Here is a 17,522-nt window from a genome sequence, read left to right as displayed (position 1 = left end):
GAGGTTTGGGGGATACTCAGAGACAAGCCTGCACGTCCGATGCGAGGAACCCTGATGAAACGTCCCTTTTCTACATTGCTGTTGCCCTGGCTGGCGGTTGCCGTTCTGGTGCCGTCCGCCTGGGCGCAAGACCGCATCTACCGCTGCGGCAACGAATACACCAACAACGCCAACCAGGCCAAGGAGCGCGGCTGCAAACTGGTCGAAGGCGGCAATGTGACCGTGCTGCAAGGTGCGCGCCCGAATGCGCCCGCCGCACAGGCGCCCGGCGCAGCGGCCTCGGCGTCTCCCCCCAGCGCACCGCGCGTCGACAACAGCGACCAGCGCGCCCGCGATGCTGATGCACGGGCCATCCTGGAGTCCGAGTTGCGCAAGGCGGAGACCCGCCTGGCCGAGCTGAGGAAGGAATACAACAACGGCGAGCCCGAGCGCAATGCGCTGGATCTGCGCAATCCCCAGCGCTACATGGAGCGAACGGCCGAGATCAAGGCCCACCTGGCCCGGACCGAGAGCGACGTTGCCGGCATCCGGCGCGAACTCGGTCGCCTGGGTCCGGCCAGCAGCAGATAAGCGAACAAGCGGGTGAGAGCAGGCGCTGAACACCCCCCGTCCGGCCGCTTTCAGCCGCTGGACCTGCTGTCCTTGCTGGTGGCGGTACTGCGCTCCGACGGGGCCGTGCTGTTTGCCAACGCGGCGCTGGAGAACGTGCTCGGCCTGTCCCGGCGCACGATCGAAGGCGTGGACTTCGCCCAATTTTTCACCGACCCGGCACTGCTGCAGACGGCGCTGGAGGGCGCGCGCAGCCACGATTTTGCCGCGCTGCGGTTTGAAGGGGGCCTCAAGCGCCTGCACCACGAGGCCGTGCCCGTGCACGTAAGCGTGGCGGAGGCCGAGCTGCCCGGCGAAGTGCTGGTGGAGCTGTGGCCACTGGAGCAGCAGGCGCGCCAGGACCGCGAGGAGCGCCTGCGCGAGCAGGCGCAGGCGCACAAGGAGCTGATCCGCAACCTGGCCCACGAAATCAAGAACCCGCTGGGCGGCATCCGTGGCGCGGCGCAGCTGCTGGAGATGGAGCTGGCAAGCCCCGACCTGGCCGAATACACCCAGGTCATCATCCACGAGGCCGACCGCCTGCAAAGCCTGGTCGACCGGCTGCTGGCGCCGCACCGCCACCCGCACGAAGTGGGCGACGTCAACATCCACGAGGTGTGCGAGCGCGTGCGTTCGCTGGTCCTGGCCGAGCACCCGCAAGGCCTGCGCATAGAGCAGGACTACGACATTTCCATCCCCGAGTTTCGCGGCGACCGCGCGCAGCTCATCCAGGCGCTGCTCAATGTGGTGCAGAACGCGGCCCAGGCACTGGCGCAGCGCATGGCGCAGGGCGATGCCTGCATCACGCTGCGCACGCGCGTGGCCCGGCAGATCACGCTGGGGCGCGAGCGCCACAGGCTGGCATTGGAATTGCATGTCATCGACAACGGACCCGGCGTGCCCGAAGCCCTCCGGGAGCGCATTTTTTACCCCCTGGTCTCGGGCCGGGACGGAGGCTCGGGCCTGGGGCTGACGCTGGCGCAAACCTTTGTGCAGCGCCACCACGGAATGATCGAATGCGACAGCACGCCCGGGCGCACCGACTTTCGCATCCTGATCCCCTTGCCCTGAGACCGGCCTAGTAGCCACCCGCGAGAAACTCCGCCATGAAGCCGATCTGGATAGCCGATGACGACCCCTCAATCCGCTTCGTGCTCGAGAAGGCGCTGGCGCGTGAAAACCTGCCCACGCGCAGCTTCAGCCACTCCCGCGAAGTGCTCGACGCCCTGGCCGAGGTGGGCACCGGCGAGGCCGCCCTGCCGGGCCCGCAGGTGCTGGTGAGCGACATCCGCATGCCCGGCGGCTCGGGCTTGCAACTGCTCGAAAAGGTGCATGCGCTGCAGCCCGGCCTGCCGGTCATCATCATGACCGCGTACTCCGATCTGGACAGCGCCGTGTCGGCCTTCCAGCGCGGCGCCTTTGAATACCTGCCCAAGCCGTTTGACGTGCCCAAGGCGGTGGAGCTGATCCGCCGCGCCGTGCAGGAAAGCCAGCGCGAGGACGTGGCCCAGGACAGCCAGGAGGCTGCCCCCGAAATGCTCGGTCAGGCAAGCGCCATGCAGGACGTGTTCCGTGCCATCGGGCGCCTGAGCCAGAGCCAGGTCACGGTGCTGATCACGGGCGAATCGGGCTCGGGCAAGGAGCTGGTGGCGCGCGCGCTGCACAAGCACTCGCCGGTTGCGGGGGGACCGTTCGTGGCGATCAACACCGCCGCCATCCCGAAGGATCTGCTCGAGTCCGAGCTGTTCGGCCATGAGCGCGGCGCCTTCACCGGAGCCCAGACCCAGCGCCGCGGTCGCTTCGAGCAGGCCGAGGGCGGCACCTTGTTTCTGGACGAAATCGGCGACATGCCGTTCGACCTGCAGACGCGCCTGCTGCGCGTGCTCTCGGACGGGCACTTCTACCGCGTCGGCGGGCACAGCGCCGTCAAGGCCCATGTGCGCGTGATTGCCGCCACCCACCAGGACCTGGAGCAGCGCGTCAAGAACGGGGCGTTTCGCGAAGACCTGTACCACCGCCTCAACGTCATTCGCCTGCGCCTGCCGGCGCTGCGCGAGCGCCGCGAGGACGTGCCCATGCTCGCGCGCCATTTCCTGCTCCAAAGCGCGCGCCAGCTTGGCGTGGAGCCCAAGCGCATGACCGAAGCCGCACTGGCGCGGCTGGCGCAGTTCGGCTACCCGGGCAATGTGCGCCAGCTGGAAAACATCTGTCATTGGCTCACGGTGATGGCGCCCGCCCAAGTAGTCTCCGAACAGGACCTGCCGCCCGAGGTGCTGGCGGCCGTCCCCGCGCTGCCTGGGCAGAGCGCGGCCGTGCCGGTCGCTGCGGCGGCGCCGCCCGAGCGCCCCGCCGAGCCCCTGCAGGCCGCGCCGCAGGTGCTGACCGCCAGCGAGGAGGGCTGGGAGGAGACCCTCGCCAGCGAAGCGCAGGCGCTGCTGGACAGCGCGCCCGGCGCCGTGTGGGATGTGCTGGCGCGCCGTTTCGAGTCCTGCCTGATCCGCAGCGCGCTGGCGGCCACACAGGGTCGGCGGATGGAGGCCGCGCAGCGCCTGGGCATCGGGCGCAACACCATCACGCGCAAGATCCAGGAATTGGGCCTGGCGGTGGACGACGAGGACAAGACCGCGCCCTAGGACGGCACGGATGCGGGCGCAGGGCGAGCGCCGTTGTGCGCTTGGGGGCCGGCGACGGTGGCCCCACGCTGGCCCGAGAGCCCCAGCGCCTCGAACACGCGCGCTGCTGCCCATGCGTCGTTGGCGGCATACAGCAATTGTGATTCGGTCAGGCGCGGGTTGGCCCAGTTCGAGGTGGCGGCCTTTTTTGACTTCAGGAAGCGCTGCTGGAACAGCACCGCCACCGCGCCCTTGACGCCCATGTCCTTGCGGTAGCCGCGCTGGCGGAACACCGTGTTGAGCTCCAGCACGTCGGCCGGTTCCACGCCCAGTTTGGCGCTGATGCGCCGGCGGTCGTCGCCCAGGCCAAAGCCGGCCTTGGTCACGCCGGGCTGCGCCAGCAAGCCGGCCACCAGCGCGCGGCAGTCGGGGTCGTGCAGCTGGAACACCCAGGCGCGCTCCAGCGTGGCAAGCTGCACGATGTGCGGGCCGTCGGAGGCCTGGTCTTTCACGAAGGTTGGCTTGGATTCGGTGTCAAAGCCCCACACCGGCGCAGCCCGCAGTGCGGCGCAGGCTTTTTCGGCCTGCCCGGGCGTGGCCACCAGATCGATGCGGTCAAGGCCCAGGCGCTCGAACGGGGCGAGCAGCGCGATCTGCTCCTTGCTGGGGGTGGGGTGGGTGGTGTGCATAAAGGTCCAAGTTCTGCCCCAGGATAACGCGCGCGGCCTGGGGGCAAGCGGAGCGCCGTATCATCACGCCCCTACCGCGTCCACCCAGGGCGATTTCTCTGCACTGAAGGACACTTTCCATGCGCAAAACATTCCAGCTCCGCCCCGAAGGCAAAAACCCCGACCGCGTGCTCGATGCCACCAAGCACGAAATCCGCAAATACCTCAAGCGCGAACGCAGCCGTGCGCTGCCCGAGGGCGTTGACTACTGGGACTTTGATTGCAAATTCGGCCCCACCCAGGAGGCGGCGGTGCCGGCGCGCGTGGGCGAGCTGATCGGCCTGGTCGATGCTCTGGCCAAAGACGGGGGCACGCAGTTCTACATGGAAATTCTGGCCTGCCACGGCCACCGCAAGGCGCCGCCGCCCGCAGACGGCGCGGTCGCCGAGCCGCCCACGGCCGCGCCCTTCACGGGCGATTGAGGCGGGCGGCGCCCGCCTGCGTTCATTCGTTGGTAGCGGGGTCGCCCGGCGTGCTGGCTGCGGCGGCCGCCTGGGCCGCACGCAGCTTGTCCTTCTTGCTGGGGCGCAGTCCTTTCACGCCGCCAGCGCCGCTGGCGGGCGGCGGCGCCACCTCGGTCGGCTCGAAACCCGCCACCTGCTCCAGCGGCAGGCTCAGGCCCTGGCGCTTTTCAATCAAATGCCAGTGCGCCTCGCTGGCGGGCATGACAAAGCTCACCGCCAGGCCGTTTTCGCCCGCGCGCCCGGTGCGGCCAATGCGGTGGACGTAGTCGACCGCCGAGCGTGGCAGGTCGTAGTTCACCACCACGGGCAGCTGCGCGATGTCGATGCCGCGCGCGGCCAGGTCGGTGGTCACCACCACCTGCCAGCGGTCGGCCTTGAATTCGTCGAGCACCTGCGCGCGCGCGCCCTGGCCCAGGTCGCCGTGGAACGGCGTGGCAAAGACCTTCGCGCGGTAGAGCTTCTCGGCCACATGCTCGGCGGTGTATTTGGTGGCCACGAACACCAGCACACGCTCCCAGCCCTCCTGCTGGATCAGCTGCAACAGCAGCTGCGTGCGCCGGTTGCTGTCCACGGCAATGGCGCGCTGCAAGATGGTGGCTGCGCCGCCTTCGCCCGCGTCGGTGGGCGCCGCCTCGATGCGCACCGGCTCGCGCAGCAGGCCTGCGGCCAGCGCCTGCACGCTGTCGGGAAAGGTGGCCGAGAAGAACAGGTTCTGCCGCCGCGCGGGCAGCAGCGCCAGCACGCGGTTCAATTCGTCGGCAAAGCCCAGGTCGAGCAGGTGGTCGGCCTCGTCGAGCACCAGAAGCTGCACGCTGGCGAGCTTGAGCGCGTTGTGCTCGACCAGATCGAGCAGGCGCCCCGGCGTGGCCACCACCATGTCGGCACCGCCGCGCAGCGCCATCATCTGCGGGTTGATCGACACGCCCCCGAACACCACGGCCACCTTGGGCGGCTGCGCCAGGTGCTGGCCCAGGCTGCGCAGCACCTCGCCGACCTGTGCGGCCAGCTCACGCGTGGGCACGACGACGAGGGTGTGGATGCGGCGCGCGCCGCCGGGGCGCTGCTGGGCCAGCATCACATCCTGGTGCTGTTGCAGCGCGGGCAGGGCAAAAGCGGCGGTCTTGCCCGAGCCGGTCTGGGCCGAGGCCCAGACATCGGCGCCGCGCAGGATGGCCGGAATGGCCTGCGCCTGGATGGGCGTGGGCGCGGCAAAGCCCAGGTCGCTGGCAGCGCGGGCGAGGGCCGGGGAAAGGCCGAGGGAAGCAAAAGGCATGGAATGTGGCGCAAAAAGGGTTCAGACCGGAGGCGCGGGGCCTGCGGTCGCTAAGCCGGGATTGTGCGCCACGGCGCAGTGCTGCCCGATAATCGCTCCCCATTGCGCTCGCCCCCAGCCCTCCTGCACCTACGCCATGAACTTTGCCTTCGACTCGACCAACATCACCCACGGCATTCAGCTGGCCGTGGCGCCCGTGTTCTTGCTCACTGCCGTGGCCGGCATGATCGGCGCAGTGGCCGGGCGCCTGGCGCGCATCATCGACCGCGCGCGCACGGTCGAAGAGCGTGCCCGCGTCTCGAAAGACGAGGACTTCGTGCAGCGCGCCTACACCGAGCTGGGGCAGCTGCGCCTGCGCGGGCGCATTGCCAACGGCAGCATCGGCCTGCTGACGTTGTGCGCGGTGCTCATCGGGCTGACCATCATCCTGCTGTTCCTGGGCGAAACCATGGGCCTGGAGGCCGTGCGCCTGGCGGTGACGGGCTTTCTGGCCGGCGTGGTGTCGTTCGTGCTGGCGCTGCTGTGCTTCATGGTCGAGACCGTACTGGCGACTCGCCTCTTGAATTTCCACATGCTGAAGAAGTGAAAGGCGGCCATGCGTTTGAGTGACCTCGGCGGGCTCGTCTATTCCACCGAAGCGGGGCGCATGTGCCCGGCCTGCCGCCAGCCCGTGGCGCAGTGCCTGTGCAAGGCGGCCAAGCCGGTGCCTGCGGGCGACGGCACCGTGCGCGTCTCGCGCGAAACCAAGGGGCGCGGCGGCAAGGCGGTCACGCTGGTCAAGGGGGTGCCGCTCGATGAAGCCGGGCTGGTGCAGCTGGGCAAGCAGCTCAAGGCCGCGTGCGGCAGCGGCGGCACCGTCAAGGACGGGGTGATCGAAGTGCAGGGCGACCATGTGGAGCGCGTCCTGGAGGCCCTGAAGAAGCTTGGCCACCGGGTCAAGCGCGCGGGCGGCTGATGGATCCGGACCAGCTGCAGCGCCTGGTGACGGTGACCATGCCCTATGGCAAATACCAGGGCCGGGTCATTGCCGATCTGCCCGGCAACTACCTGAACTGGTTTGCGCGGACCGGCTTCCCGCGCGGCGACATCGGGCGCCTGCTGGCGCTGATGCACGAGATCGACCACAACGGCCTGTCGGAACTGCTCGAACCCCTGCGCGCCGCCGCCGGGTTGGCGCCGCGCGCGCAGGAGTAAGGGTCGGGCCCGGCGCGCCCGAATTTTTCCTTTATTTGGCCGCTGCGCGCGCCGCCTCGACCTTGGCCTTGGCTTCATCGGCCTTGCGCTGCAGCTCCTTGGCTTCCTTCTCGGCCGCTTCGGCTTCCTTGGCTTTGGCGTCCTTGTCGCTGGCTGTGCCACCGGCCAGGGCGTTGCCGGCCATGGAGCCGGCGACGGCGCCCACGGCGGCTGCGCCCATGGTGCCCATCAGGCCGGGGCCACGGGCTGGTGCGGCTGCAGCGGCAGGCGCCGCGGTGGAGGCAGCGGCTGCCGGCGCTGCTGCAGGGGCGGCCACGGGAGCAGGTGCTTTGGCCGCAGGGGCCACCGGCGCGGCCGGCGCCTTGCCGATGCGGGCCGGCGCCACGGAGCGGCCGCCGCTGCCCATGCGCTTGGCATGGACCAGCGAGGGGGCCGCCAGTGCGGCGATGGTCAGGGTGATCACGGTGGCGGAGGTGCGAAACGAGGGGTTCAAGGCAGATTCTTTGTCAAAGGTGGGGAATGACCACGCAGCCATAGGCTGTGCGGTGGCCAGACCGGGACCGGTCTGGCGCTGCGGCCTACATGGGGGCCCGTGGCGCGCTTGCAAGCGGGGGTGTACGACCAACCGCGCCGGGTGCAGGCTCGGTTGCACGCCATTGTATTGGGGGTTTTTGTACGCAAACTCAATACCAGCAAGCGCTTGCAGCTATGGAATTGAAAGCATCCATGTGCCGGTGCGCCAGCCTTTACGTCCGTGGCGGTGCATGGTGCCGCCGCATCAGAATATGGGTAAAAAGTGCTCAAAACGCTTGCCCATATTGCCCAAGCAGCTCTCTTTTTTGATACTTCGTCGCATCGCTTCAACCGGGTTCGCCGGGCGGCAGCCATGCGCGCGCGGCCGCCACCACGCACTGGGTCAGGCGCTCCAGGCCGGCCTGTACGCTGCGCGCGTGCACCCAGTACAAGGGCATGTCCATGCCGGTGCCGGGCAGCAGCTCGACCAGTGTGCCGGCATCCAGTTGGCGCTGGATCAGCGCCGTGGGGTGCATGCCCCAGCCCATGCCGGCTTCGCAGCCGCGCACAAAGCCATCATTCGAGGGCAGAAAGTGCTTGGGCGGGTGGCGGCGCGCGGCCAGGCCTTGCTGCTGCAGCCACTGCTCCTGCAGGCGGTCCTTGCGGTCGAAGGTCATCATGGGGGCGTGGGCCATGGCTTCGGGGGTGACGCCCGCACCGAGGTGCTGCGCCACAAAGGCCGGGCTGGCCGCTGCCACATAGCGCACCGAGCCCAGCGGCCAGGTGTTGCAGCCGGCAATGCTGGCGCCGCTGGCCGTCACGGCGGCCAGCACGTCGCCCTCCTTGATGCGCTGGGCGGTGTGCTCCTGGTCGTCGATGCGGATGTCGAGCAGCTCGTTGCCTCCGGCCGTGAAGGCCGCCATGGCGTCCATGAACCAGGTCGAGAGCGAGTCGGCATTGACCGCCAGTTTGAGCGTGGGCGCGGTGGCATGGCCGCCCTGCAGCAGGGCGGGATTGGCGCGGCGCAGCTCGTTCTCGAGCAGCGCCACCTGTTCGACATGCAGGCACAGGCGCTGCCCGGCCTCGGTGCCGGTGCAGGGTGTGCCGCGCAGCACCAGCACCTGGCCCGCACGCTCTTCGAGCTGCTTGATGCGTTGCGACACCGCCGAGGGCGTGAGGTGCAGCTTGCGCGCCGCGCGCTCGAAACTGCCCTCGCGCAGCACGGCGGCCAAGGCTTCGAGTCCGGCATAGTCAAACATAAGAGTTTCTAAGTTTGGTTCAGATAAATTAATTTTACTTAATTTGATGCGCGCACAAAATCGCTGGCATGTGGACTGCCAATGCTTCTTCTTCGTGGCTCGCGGGCTTTACCGTCTGCCTCTCGCTCATCGTCTCGATCGGGGCGCAAAACCTCTATGTGCTGCGCCAGGCGGTGAGCGGTCGGCATGTGCGCGCCTGCGTGGCCTGGTGCGTGGCGAGCGACGCGCTGCTCATCGCCATCGGCGTGGCCGGCATGGCGCAGCTGCTGGGCGGCTCGCCGGCGCTGGCGCATTGGCTGAGCCTGGGCGGCGCGCTGTTCCTGCTGTCCTACGGCCTGTTTGCGTGGTGGCGCGTATGGGCCGCGCCCGACGCTCAGGTTGACGCCAGCGCGGGCGGCATGGCCGAGCCCAGCCTGCTCGGGGTGCTGGGCACGCTGGCGGTGCTCACGCTGGCCAACCCGCATGTCTACCTCGACACCGTGGTGCTGGTCGGCTCGATCGGCGCGCGCCAGGACGGCTCCCTCAAATGGGTGTTCGTGGCCGGTGCGGCGTCGGCCAGCCTGGTGTGGTTCGCGGCGCTGGCCCTGGCCGGGCGGCGGCTGCAGGGCGTGTTTGCCAACCCCCTGGCCTGGCGCGCGCTCGATGCGCTCACCGGCGCCATGATGCTGGCGCTGGCCGGGTGGATGTGGCCCGGGGTGGCGCTGCCGGGCTGAGCAGCGGCCCGCGTGCGGGGTCAGCCGGCCAGCTGCGCCTGCAGTTCGAGCAGCTGCTGGCGCAGGGCCTCGTTTTCGGCCGTCAGTTCGGCCACGCGCTGCTGCAGGGCCTGCAGTGCATCGGGCGCGGCGGCATGTTCCTGGGGCGCTTGCGTGTCCTCGGCCGGCTTGGGTTTGCGCTTGGCTTCGCGCACGCGCTTGGCGGCCTGCTTGAGCTCGTCCTTGCCGGCGTGGGCGGCGGCCACCTGCTCTTCGGCCGGCAGGCTGGCCACGGCGGCGGCCGCATTGATGGAAATGGTGCCCGACCGGACGGCGGCCACCACCTCGGGCGCGGCCTGCTTCTGGATTTTCTCGATCATCACCACCTGGCTGCTGCTCAGGCGCGCGGCCCGGGCGATGGCTTCGCGGCTGGTCGGCGGGGCGGTGGCTGCGGCACTATCGCCGCTGGGCGCCGTCTCGGCGGCCGCCTCGGGGCTGCTGGCGGCCAGCGCCCGGGCGCGGCGCTCGGCCACGATGTCTTTCTGCCGCAGCGCCAGCACGCCGCGCTGGAAGTCCGAGACGCTGCGGCGCCCCAGGTGCTGCTCGATCATCCACAGGTGCACGTCTTCCATCGACTGGAACCGCGTGTTCTGCACCGTCTGGAACGGCAGGCCGTGCTTCTGGCAGATGCCGTAGCGGTTGTGGCCATCCACCAGCACCTCGCCCCACAGCACCAGCGCGTCGCGGCAGCCCTCGGCCAGGATGCTGCGCTCGAGCGCTTCGTATTCCTCGGCGGTGAGGGGGTCGATATAGGCTTTGAGTTCTTCGTTGACGACGATGTTCATGGGGGCGGAATGCGGGGCAGGGCGGGCGAAGTGGGGAAGGGGCGGCATTGTAGGCGCCCGACCGCTTGTTGAGGACACCCCGGCGGTGATGCCTATTCGTGATCGATGAACCGCTGAAGATGATTGAGCTGCTATCGACCCGTTCCGGTGCCATGGCACGCTCTCATCAAGGCCCGGTTTGCAGCGGTTGCTGTCGGCCGAGTTAGTCGATTGGTTTCACGGTATCTGCCGCAAAGCGGTCAGTGGCATGCGCAGCGTTTGGTCAATCCATGTCTCGTCTGAGTGCACTGCCGCTGTTCGGAAAGAGCGCTGACGATTCCAGGAGCCATACTGCCTCTCTCAATGCACCTCTCGCTTCTAGCCGCAGCAACGTTTCGATGCGCTTGCGTCAATGGCCTGTTTGGCCTCCAGCGCGGAGTCACTCAAGCTCAGGTCCTTCAGAATAGTGCATTTCGGCGCGGGGCCTCCGACGCATTGCTCAGTGCACGCAGTAACGAATTTGCTAAGGCTGCGCTCAAGAGCCAGCAATTCCGCCAGCTTGGCGCGCACAGTATCGAGGTGAACTTGGGCAATTTCGCGCGCCTCTACGCAATCCTTGTCGTTGCTAGCTGCCAGCGAGACCAACGCTTTCGTGTCGTCGACCGAGAACCCGAAGTCACGACAGTGCCGAATCAGTGTGAGCTGTTCCTGCGCTTCAGCGCCATATACCCGATGGCCGCTCGGACGGCGTGTAGCTTCGGGAATGAGGCCCACCTCCTCGTAATAGCGAATCGCAGAAACATTCAGCCCGGTGCGCTGAGCAAGCGCCCCAATGGTCAACAGCGCGGAGGGGTTATTCATACGAAGTCCTTGCATCTCAAGTTACTTGAGGTTTTAGAGTCAGTCTATCTGAACTGATCTTTAAAAGGAATCGCGATGAAAAAACCCCTCCTCACAACCATCGCGTTGGCCGGTACATGTGCCGCGTGTTGTGCTGTGCCTCTACTTATTCCCATCATGTCAGGTCTGTCAGTGGCGGGTTTGATCGGGCTGGACTGGGAGCGGCTAGCAGCCAATCAAGGTTACATGGCATCCGTGCTCGGCGTTGTTGCCACATTGGCAGTAGCGCTTGGACTTTGGGTCGCTCGACGTCGTCGAATTGGCAAGGCCTGCGCATCTGAAGCGTCGGTCTTTGGCAACAAACAGCAGACCGCGAGCTCATGTGGATGCAGTGGCCCTCCCAAATCATCGTCGGCGAAGGCGCTGTGATGTCCGCAACAACCTGCGCAGCTCCCATCGCATGCAGTCTGGACGGGAAGAATTTTGCTGACAACTTCTGGCCTGAAGCTGCCAATCAGTGATCAGCCGATCCCAACAGGCGGGTTGTTTGATTCAACACTGTTGGTGTATTCACTTGCGCCACGTTAGCGGTTCGGCCATGGAAAAAAGCGCTGCTTGGCAGCGCTTTTTTATTTGTGGGGCAGCGTGGGCTTAGAACGCCGGCACGACCGCGCCCTTGTACTTTTCCTGGATGAACTTCTTCGTCTCGGGCGTGTGCAGGGCGTTCATCAGTTTCTGGATCACCGGGTCGTTGGCGCGGTCGGCGCGGGCTGCAACGATGTTGGTGTAGGGCGAGTCGGCGCCTTCGATGAACAGCGCGTCCTTGGTGGGGTTGAGCTTCGCCTCGATCGCGTAGTTGGTGTTGATCAGGGCCAGGTCCACGTCGCCGAGCGCGCGCGGCAGCAGGGCGGCTTCGAGCTCGCGGAACTTGAGCTTCTTGGGGTTCTTGGCGATGTCGAGCGGCGTGGCCGTGATGTTCTTCGGGTCCTTGAGCTCGATCAGGCCCTGCTTTTGCAGCAGCAGCAGCGCGCGGCCGGCGTTCGACGGGTCGTTGGGGATGGCGATCAGGGCGCCGTCCTTGAGGTCCTTCACGTTCTTGATCTTCTTGGAGTAGGCGCCGAAGGGCTCCACGTGCACCTTGCCATTGGGTACGGCCACCAGGCTGCTCTTGCGGTCCTTGTTGTAGCTGTCGAGGTAGGGCTGGTGCTGGAAGAAGTTGGCATCAAGCTGCTTGTCTTCCACGGCGGCGTTGGGCTGGATGTAGTCGCTGAACTCGCGCACCTGCAGGTCCACGCCCTGGGTCTTGAGCTGGGGCTTGACGAAGTTCAGGATCTCGGCGTGCGGCACGGCGGTGGCGGCGACCTTCAGGACGTCTTGGGCCTGCGCGCTCAGGGCGGCGGCGGCAATGGCGAGGGCGGTCAGGGTTTTCTTGAACATTCCAGGGGTCTTTCTGTACGGTGAAGCGCGAGTTTAGGCCGGCGGGGCGGGGCGGCTAAATGGTTTTCCGCTATGTCGATATGCGCCATGTGGAAAAGCCGATGGTTTTTCGCGCCAAGTGAATCCGAAAAAACCCTGGGATGGGTGCTTTTCGGGCGCCCCTGGCCGGTGGCGGGCCTGTGCCATGATTCCCGTCCCCCATCCTGCACACCACCACGCCATGCAATACCGCCGCCTCGGTCGAAGCAATCTGAAAGTCTCTGCCCTGTGCCTGGGCACCATGATGTTCGGCGACCAGACCGATGCGCCCGAGGCCGCCGCCATCGTGGCGAGCGCCAAGGACATGGGCGTGAACTACATCGACACGGCCGACGTGTACACCAAGGGCGCGTCGGAGCGCATGCTCGGCAGCCTGCTGCAGGGCCAGCGCCACGACTGGGTCCTGGCCACCAAGCTCGGCAATGCCATGTCCGAGCGCGTGAACGAGGGCCACTATTCGCGCGCCTGGATGCTGCGCGAGGCCGAGGCCAGCCTGCAGCGCCTGCAGACTGAGCACATCGACATCCTCTATTTGCACCGCGACTACCTGGGCATGGACCTCGAAGAGCCGCTGCGCGCGCTGGACGGCCTGCTGCGCGCGGGCAAGATCCGCTACTGGGGCGTGTCGAACTTCCGCGCCTGGCGCATCGCCGAAATGGTGCACCTCGCGCGCCAGATCGGCATGCCCGGCCCGGTGGTGTGCCAGCCCTACTACAACCTGCTCAACCGCATGCCCGAGGTTGAAATTTTGCCCGCCTGCGCGCACCACGGCCTGGGCGTGACGCCCTACAGCCCGGTGGCGCGCGGCGTGCTCACGGGCAAGTACCTGCCGGGCCATCCGCCGGCCGAGGGCACGCGCGCCGGCCGGGGCGACCGGCGCATCACCCAGACCGAGTTCCGCGAAGAGTCGCTGCAGATCGCGCAGCAGCTCAAGGCCCATGCCGAGGCGCGCGGCGTGGGCCTGGCACAGTTCGCCACGGCCTGGGTGCTGGCGCACCGCAGCGTCAGCTCCGTCATCGCCGGTCCGCGCACGCTGCAGCAGTGGCTGGACTATGCGCCCGCGCTCGACTATGTGGTGACGGCCGAGGACGAGGCCCTGGTCGACGCGCTGGTGCACCCGGGCCACCCGTCCACGCCCGGCTACACCGATCCGGCCTACCCGACAGAGGCGCGCATTTAACGCGGGTCGGCCGCGTCGGCCGCAAACACCGGGCGCGTACCGAAGTAGCCCTGGAACAGGTTGCGCGCAATGCCGTGCGCGGTGGCCTGCAGCTCGCGCGCTACCTCTGGCTCGAACAGGCGCTCGGTGTGCTCGCCCCACAGGCGCACCCAGGCGGCAAAGTGCGCGGGCGTCACGCCCTCCAACGCCATGTGCTTGGCGAACACGTTGCCGCTGAAGCGCTTGCTGCCCAGCGCCACCGTGCTCCAGAAGTCGACCATGCGCGCCAGGTGCGGCTCCCAGCGATCGCGCAGCGCTTCTTCAAACACGGGACCGAGCAGCGCGTCGGCGCGCACGTCGGCATAGAAGCCGTGCACCAGCGCGGTCAGGCTCTCGGCGCTGGGGGCGCGCCGGGCGGTGTCGCTCAGCTGCATCCGCACCCCGAAGAGCCACAGCCGCCTGCCGCCGTGGCCTGCGCGGCCTCGAACTGCGGAAACAGCACGTTGTTTTCCAGGTGGATGTGGTCGATCAGGTCGTTGCCCAGCTGGGCAATGCCGGCGTAGAGCGCGCGCCAGGTGTTGCAGGCCCCGGCCGGGGGCGTGGCGTCGTCGGTGAGCGCGTTGAGCTGGTCGAGCGCGGCGCCGTGGTCCACATGCTCGGCGCGCATCATGCCGATGGGCTGGCCGACGAACGGGTTGCCGCCCGACTTGAGCATGGGAAACAGGATGGCTTCTTCCTTGTGCATGTGCGAGAGCAATTCTTCCTGGATGGTTTCGAGCAGGGCGCCCAGGCCGGCCGGCACCTGGGGGTTGCCGCGGTGCACGGCCTCCACGCGGTGCGCCATGCGGATCAGCTCGGGCAACTGGGCGCGGTGCACCTCATGGTAGCGCGCGATGATGTGGTCGATCAGCGCGCCGGGCTCCGTCACGGCGGGCAGCTCGCTCGGGCGCTGCAGCGCGGCGAGTTCGGCCAGCACGGCGCCGGCGTCCAGTCCTTTGCCGTCCGCGGCCTGCGCCAGGCTGACCTGGCCGCCGCAGCAAAAATCGAGCTTGAGGCGGCGGAACACGGCGGTGGCGCCGGGAAGCTGCACGGCAATCTGCCCGATTGCCTGGTCGGCGCTGAGGGCAGGGACGGGGGAGGAGAGCACGCGGGCGTTCATGGCAGAATCCTTTTAAAGGTGCATTTGATGTGAATATTTTATTCGATAAAATTCATGCCGGACTCCTCTTTTATTGACCTCTGACAACACCATGCGACTGACCCAATGGACGGACTACACCCTGCGTGTGTTGATGTACTGCGCCGCCACCGAGGGGCGTGACCATCCGGTCACCATCAGTGAAGTGGCAGAGAGCTACAGCATTTCGCGCAGCCACCTGACCAAGATCGTGCAGGAACTGGCCGCCCAGGGCCTGCTGGAGACGACGCGCGGGCGCGGCGGCGGCATGCGGCTCATGAAGCCCGCGCACGAGATCAATGTGGGCGCCGTGGTGCGCGCCACCGAGACCGACTTCCACCTGGTCGAATGCTTCGACCCCCTGAGCAACCAGTGCCGCCTGAGCAGCCACTGCCGCCTGCAAGGCATCCTGGGCGAGGCGATGCAGAGCTTTTTCACGGTGCTCGACCGGGTCACGCTGGCCGACCTGCTGGCGCAGCCGTCGGCCACCGCCACGGTGGCGCTGCCGCGCAGCCTGCGGCAGGTGCCAGGACTGCCCGATCTGGTGTGAGCGCGCTCTGAGCAGAGCTGCAATATTCAAGCCAAAACAGCCTCTAGCCCAATGCCAGAAAGCGCTGGCAGCTATCAAAAAAATCTCTAAGCCGGCGCTGCCGACCGCCAGCGCGGCACCGTCTGGGCCCACCACATCCGCAGCCGCATCGACCAGCCGGGCGTGTAGCCCACGGTGGCAGAGCGCACCTGGCCCGCGGCGTCGATGACTACGAAAGCCGGCACCGCCGGCACGCCCCAGGCGCGCGCGATCTGGGCCTGCGGATCGACGGCGGTGGGCCAGGCCATGCCGCGCTGGCGCTGCACCTGGGCCACGCGCGCCGCATCGCCCGACTGCATGGCCACGCCCAGCACGGGCCAGTCCTGCGCCAGCTGCGCGACGGTGGGCTCCTCGATGCGGCACACGGGGCACCACTCGGCCCAGAAGTGCAGCGCGACGGCCTGGCCGGGGTGGCGCGCGCGCCACTGGGCCAGCGTGGTCTCGCCCGTCGGCGACAGGGCCACGGCAAAGTCGGGCGCCGGCCCCTGGGGCAGGTCGCGCGTGCGCCAGGCATCCACGGCCGCCAGCACCACGAGCGCCAAGGCCAGCGTGCCCAGGTGCTGCTTCCAGCGCGTGCGCAGCGCCTGGCCGGCGCGCTGCAGCGCGCGCCCTGTGGCCTGTGCGGCCCGTTTCACGCGCGCTTGCAAAGCCATGGGGCGGCTCAGCGCAGCACTTCGAGCAGCCGGTCCAGGCCGCCCTCGTTGATGGCCACCTGCGCCTGCGTGCGCACCTTGGGCTTGGCGTGGTAGGCCACCGACAGGCCGGACGCGCCCATCATGGGCAGGTCGTTGGCGCCGTCGCCCACGGCAATGGTCTGGTGCGCGCCAATGCCCATCAGCGAGGCCACTTCCAGCAGCGTGCGGCGCTTCTCGGCGCCGTCGCAGATGTCGCCCCAGCATTGGTCGATCATGCGACCGGTGAGCGCGCCGTGCTCGATTTCGAGCTGGTTGGAGCGCGCGAAGTCGATGCCCAGGCCGGCCTTGACGCGGTCGGCAAAGAACGTGAATCCGCCCGACACCAGCAGCGTCTTGAGGCCGGCCGCGCGGGCCGCGCCGATGAGCGCCTGGGCGCCGGGGTTGAAGCGCAGCCGCTCGTGGAACACGGCTTCGAGGTGCTCCACCGGCACGCCCTTGAGCAGCGCCACGCGCTGGCGCAGGCTTTCCTTGAAGTCGGTGATCACGCCCTGCATGGCGGCCTCGGTGATGGCCGCCACCTCGGCCTTGCGGCCGGCGGCGTCGGCGATCTCGTCCACGCACTCGATGTTGATGAGCGTCGAGTCCATGTCGAAGGCAATCAGCTTGAAGTCGCTGAGCTGGGGAGCGGGCGTGGCGAGGCCTTGGACAACGAGGCCGGGGGCGTATTCAGTGGCTTGCATGGGATGTGTGACTCTGTTTTTGATAGCTGTTGGCGCTTTGTGGACAAGCGCTGGAGGCCGATTGGACTATAAAAATGGTGCCGGGTGCGGCGCCCGGCGATTTCAGGGCGGTCCGTGCAGGTACAGCTTGTCCGACCAGGTGGCCAGCCATTCGGGCCTGAAGGCGACGAACACGGCGCACAGCATGCCGGTGACGATGCCGTCGCCCCAGGCCATGAGCCAGCGTGCGACCAGCGACAGCTCCGAGCCCACGCCGGGCAGCGGCTGGCTCGACCACTGCGCCAGCACGCCCGCGGCGAACACGCAGGCCGCAGTGCCGATGAAGGCGCGCCCGAGCACGTAGACGAACAGGTGCTCGCCCGTCAGGCGCCGCACCAGCGCGCCCAGCAGCAGCGCCAGCGTGCCGGGCACCACCCCCTGCCACACGGCGGTGAGGAGCGCCTGCTCCCAGCCCATCGGCGAGAGCAGCCAGGCGATCGCGCCCACGGCCAGCAGCACCGGCATGGCCAGCGGCCAGCCCAGCATCAGCACCACTAGGCAGGCGCCCGACCACTGCAGCTGCAGCGGCATGGCGTGCAGCGCGGGCAGCGCCCACAGCCAGGGCAGCAGCACCAGCGTGGCCAGCAGCGGCGTCAGGAGCGGCGGCGCGCGGCGGCCGCCGTCGGCGCCCTGGCGGCTGGCCAGCAGGCGCCAGGGCCGGGTGCTGAGCGCCGCGGCAAGTGCCAAGCTGGCCAGGGCGGCTTCGAGCAGCATGGTGGT

The 17,522-nt window shown here is 68.0% G+C and carries 23 protein-coding genes; 11 read left to right on the top strand and 12 right to left on the bottom strand.

What is annotated here, in order from left to right; all coding sequences use genetic code 11:
• Nucleotides 1-54: 54 nt before the first annotated feature.
• The 3 genes from B2J89_RS00595 to ntrC all read left to right on the top strand — a co-directional run bounded on the left by B2J89_RS00595 (nt 55) and on the right by ntrC (nt 3,221).
• A complete protein-coding gene (locus tag B2J89_RS00595; protein ID WP_169167284.1) occupies nt 55-570 on the top strand; it encodes a hypothetical protein in 516 nt (171 codons plus the stop codon).
• Nucleotides 571-636: 66 nt separating this feature from the next.
• Nucleotides 637-1,659, top strand: coding sequence for a nitrogen regulation protein NR(II) (glnL, locus tag B2J89_RS00590; RefSeq protein WP_169167299.1), 1,023 nt, complete (start codon nt 637-639; stop codon nt 1,657-1,659).
• A gap of 35 nt (nt 1,660-1,694) precedes the next feature.
• Entirely contained in the window at nt 1,695-3,221 is a 1,527-nt protein-coding gene (gene ntrC, locus B2J89_RS00585; RefSeq protein WP_169167283.1) for a nitrogen regulation protein NR(I), read from the top strand.
• On the opposite strand, the gene B2J89_RS00580 is transcribed toward ntrC, so the two are convergent.
• Nucleotides 3,218-3,889: a 3'-5' exonuclease gene (locus tag B2J89_RS00580; protein WP_169167282.1), complete on the bottom strand. Its 672-nt coding sequence runs from the start codon at nt 3,887-3,889 to the stop codon at nt 3,218-3,220. The two genes, ntrC and B2J89_RS00580, sit on opposite strands and share 4 nt — an antisense overlap.
• Nucleotides 3,890-4,008: 119 nt before the next feature.
• Here B2J89_RS00580 and B2J89_RS00575 point away from each other — a divergent pair, with 119 nt between their 5' ends.
• A complete protein-coding gene (locus tag B2J89_RS00575; protein WP_169167281.1) occupies nt 4,009-4,350 on the top strand; it encodes a DUF6172 family protein in 342 nt (113 codons plus the stop codon).
• A gap of 22 nt (nt 4,351-4,372) precedes the next feature.
• Here the strand turns inward: B2J89_RS00575 and B2J89_RS00570 are convergent, their stop codons facing one another.
• Nucleotides 4,373-5,665, bottom strand: a complete 1,293-nt coding sequence (locus tag B2J89_RS00570; protein WP_169167280.1) for a DEAD/DEAH box helicase — start codon at nt 5,663-5,665, stop codon at nt 4,373-4,375.
• Nucleotides 5,666-5,801: 136 nt separating this feature from the next.
• On the opposite strand from B2J89_RS00570, the gene B2J89_RS00565 reads away from it, so the two are divergent.
• Genes B2J89_RS00565 through B2J89_RS00555 form a run of 3 tightly spaced genes read left to right on the top strand, consistent with a single transcriptional unit; the run spans nt 5,802 to nt 6,859 of the window.
• Nucleotides 5,802-6,251, top strand: a complete 450-nt coding sequence (locus B2J89_RS00565) for a DUF2721 domain-containing protein (protein ID WP_169167279.1) — start codon at nt 5,802-5,804, stop codon at nt 6,249-6,251.
• A 9-nt stretch (nt 6,252-6,260) separates the two neighbouring features.
• Complete coding sequence (locus B2J89_RS00560) at nt 6,261-6,620, top strand: translation initiation factor Sui1 (RefSeq protein ID WP_169167278.1); 360 nt, start codon at nt 6,261-6,263, stop codon at nt 6,618-6,620.
• On the top strand, nt 6,620-6,859 hold the full coding sequence (locus tag B2J89_RS00555) for a DUF3820 family protein (RefSeq protein ID WP_169167277.1): 240 nt from the start codon (nt 6,620-6,622) through the stop codon (nt 6,857-6,859). The genes B2J89_RS00560 and B2J89_RS00555 overlap by 1 nt, the downstream gene beginning before the upstream one ends.
• Nucleotides 6,860-6,890: 31 nt before the next feature.
• On the opposite strand, the gene B2J89_RS00550 is transcribed toward B2J89_RS00555, so the two are convergent.
• Both B2J89_RS00550 and B2J89_RS00545 read right to left on the bottom strand, forming a co-directional pair.
• On the bottom strand, nt 6,891-7,394 hold the full coding sequence (locus B2J89_RS00550) for an ABC transporter substrate-binding protein (RefSeq protein ID WP_169167276.1): 504 nt from the start codon (nt 7,392-7,394) through the stop codon (nt 6,891-6,893).
• A gap of 325 nt (nt 7,395-7,719) precedes the next feature.
• A complete protein-coding gene (locus tag B2J89_RS00545; RefSeq protein ID WP_169167275.1) occupies nt 7,720-8,631 on the bottom strand; it encodes an HTH-type transcriptional regulator ArgP in 912 nt (303 codons plus the stop codon).
• Between the two features lie 68 nt (nt 8,632-8,699).
• Between B2J89_RS00545 and B2J89_RS00540 the strand changes: the two genes are divergently transcribed.
• Entirely contained in the window at nt 8,700-9,344 is a 645-nt protein-coding gene (locus B2J89_RS00540) for a LysE/ArgO family amino acid transporter (protein ID WP_169167274.1), read from the top strand.
• Nucleotides 9,345-9,364: 20 nt separating this feature from the next.
• Here B2J89_RS00540 and B2J89_RS00535 read toward each other — a convergent pair whose 3' ends face one another.
• Together B2J89_RS00535 and B2J89_RS00530 are read right to left on the bottom strand one after the other, a co-directional pair.
• On the bottom strand, nt 9,365-10,168 hold the full coding sequence (locus B2J89_RS00535) for a plasmid replication/partition related protein (protein WP_169167273.1): 804 nt from the start codon (nt 10,166-10,168) through the stop codon (nt 9,365-9,367).
• A gap of 357 nt (nt 10,169-10,525) precedes the next feature.
• A complete protein-coding gene (locus B2J89_RS00530; protein ID WP_169167272.1) occupies nt 10,526-11,008 on the bottom strand; it encodes a helix-turn-helix domain-containing protein in 483 nt (160 codons plus the stop codon).
• Between the two features lie 75 nt (nt 11,009-11,083).
• Here B2J89_RS00530 and B2J89_RS00525 point away from each other — a divergent pair, with 75 nt between their 5' ends.
• The gene (locus B2J89_RS00525; protein WP_169167271.1) at nt 11,084-11,416 is read left to right on the top strand and encodes a hypothetical protein; all 333 of its coding nucleotides are present in this window, start codon (nt 11,084-11,086) and stop codon (nt 11,414-11,416) included.
• 222 nt (nt 11,417-11,638) lie between these two features.
• Here B2J89_RS00525 and B2J89_RS00520 read toward each other — a convergent pair whose 3' ends face one another.
• Nucleotides 11,639-12,424, bottom strand: coding sequence for a MetQ/NlpA family ABC transporter substrate-binding protein (locus B2J89_RS00520; RefSeq protein WP_169167270.1), 786 nt, complete (start codon nt 12,422-12,424; stop codon nt 11,639-11,641).
• 220 nt (nt 12,425-12,644) lie between these two features.
• Between B2J89_RS00520 and B2J89_RS00515 the strand changes: the two genes are divergently transcribed.
• Nucleotides 12,645-13,643 (top strand): aldo/keto reductase, encoded by a 999-nt coding sequence (locus B2J89_RS00515; RefSeq protein ID WP_169167269.1) that lies wholly within the window; start codon nt 12,645-12,647, stop codon nt 13,641-13,643.
• On the opposite strand, the gene B2J89_RS00510 is transcribed toward B2J89_RS00515, so the two are convergent.
• Both B2J89_RS00510 and ytfE read right to left on the bottom strand, forming a co-directional pair.
• Nucleotides 13,640-14,056, bottom strand: coding sequence for a group III truncated hemoglobin (locus tag B2J89_RS00510; protein ID WP_205763645.1), 417 nt, complete (start codon nt 14,054-14,056; stop codon nt 13,640-13,642). The two genes, B2J89_RS00515 and B2J89_RS00510, sit on opposite strands and share 4 nt — an antisense overlap.
• Nucleotides 14,047-14,781 carry an iron-sulfur cluster repair protein YtfE gene (gene ytfE / locus B2J89_RS00505; RefSeq protein ID WP_205763644.1) on the bottom strand — a complete coding sequence of 245 codons (735 nt, stop codon included), beginning with the start codon at nt 14,779-14,781 and terminating at the stop codon, nt 14,047-14,049. Before ytfE ends, B2J89_RS00510 begins: the two co-directional genes overlap by 10 nt.
• Nucleotides 14,782-14,872: 91 nt before the next feature.
• On the opposite strand from ytfE, the gene B2J89_RS00500 reads away from it, so the two are divergent.
• Nucleotides 14,873-15,349 carry an Rrf2 family transcriptional regulator gene (locus B2J89_RS00500; RefSeq protein WP_169167268.1) on the top strand — a complete coding sequence of 159 codons (477 nt, stop codon included), beginning with the start codon at nt 14,873-14,875 and terminating at the stop codon, nt 15,347-15,349.
• Nucleotides 15,350-15,435: 86 nt separating this feature from the next.
• Here B2J89_RS00500 and B2J89_RS00495 read toward each other — a convergent pair whose 3' ends face one another.
• From B2J89_RS00495 to B2J89_RS00485, 3 genes are all read right to left on the bottom strand, one after another.
• A complete protein-coding gene (locus B2J89_RS00495; protein ID WP_169167267.1) occupies nt 15,436-16,041 on the bottom strand; it encodes a redoxin domain-containing protein in 606 nt (201 codons plus the stop codon).
• 8 nt (nt 16,042-16,049) lie between these two features.
• Nucleotides 16,050-16,763, bottom strand: a complete 714-nt coding sequence (serB, locus tag B2J89_RS00490) for a phosphoserine phosphatase SerB (RefSeq protein WP_169167266.1) — start codon at nt 16,761-16,763, stop codon at nt 16,050-16,052.
• 102 nt (nt 16,764-16,865) lie between these two features.
• The gene (locus B2J89_RS00485; RefSeq protein WP_169167265.1) at nt 16,866-17,516 is read right to left on the bottom strand and encodes a hypothetical protein; all 651 of its coding nucleotides are present in this window, start codon (nt 17,514-17,516) and stop codon (nt 16,866-16,868) included.
• Between the last annotated feature and the right edge of the window lie 6 nt (nt 17,517-17,522).

Source organism: Acidovorax sp. SRB_24 (genome assembly GCF_012931925.1).
The sequence above is the reverse complement of the archived record's forward strand: the minus strand, read 5'-3'. Positions and strand labels throughout refer to the sequence as shown.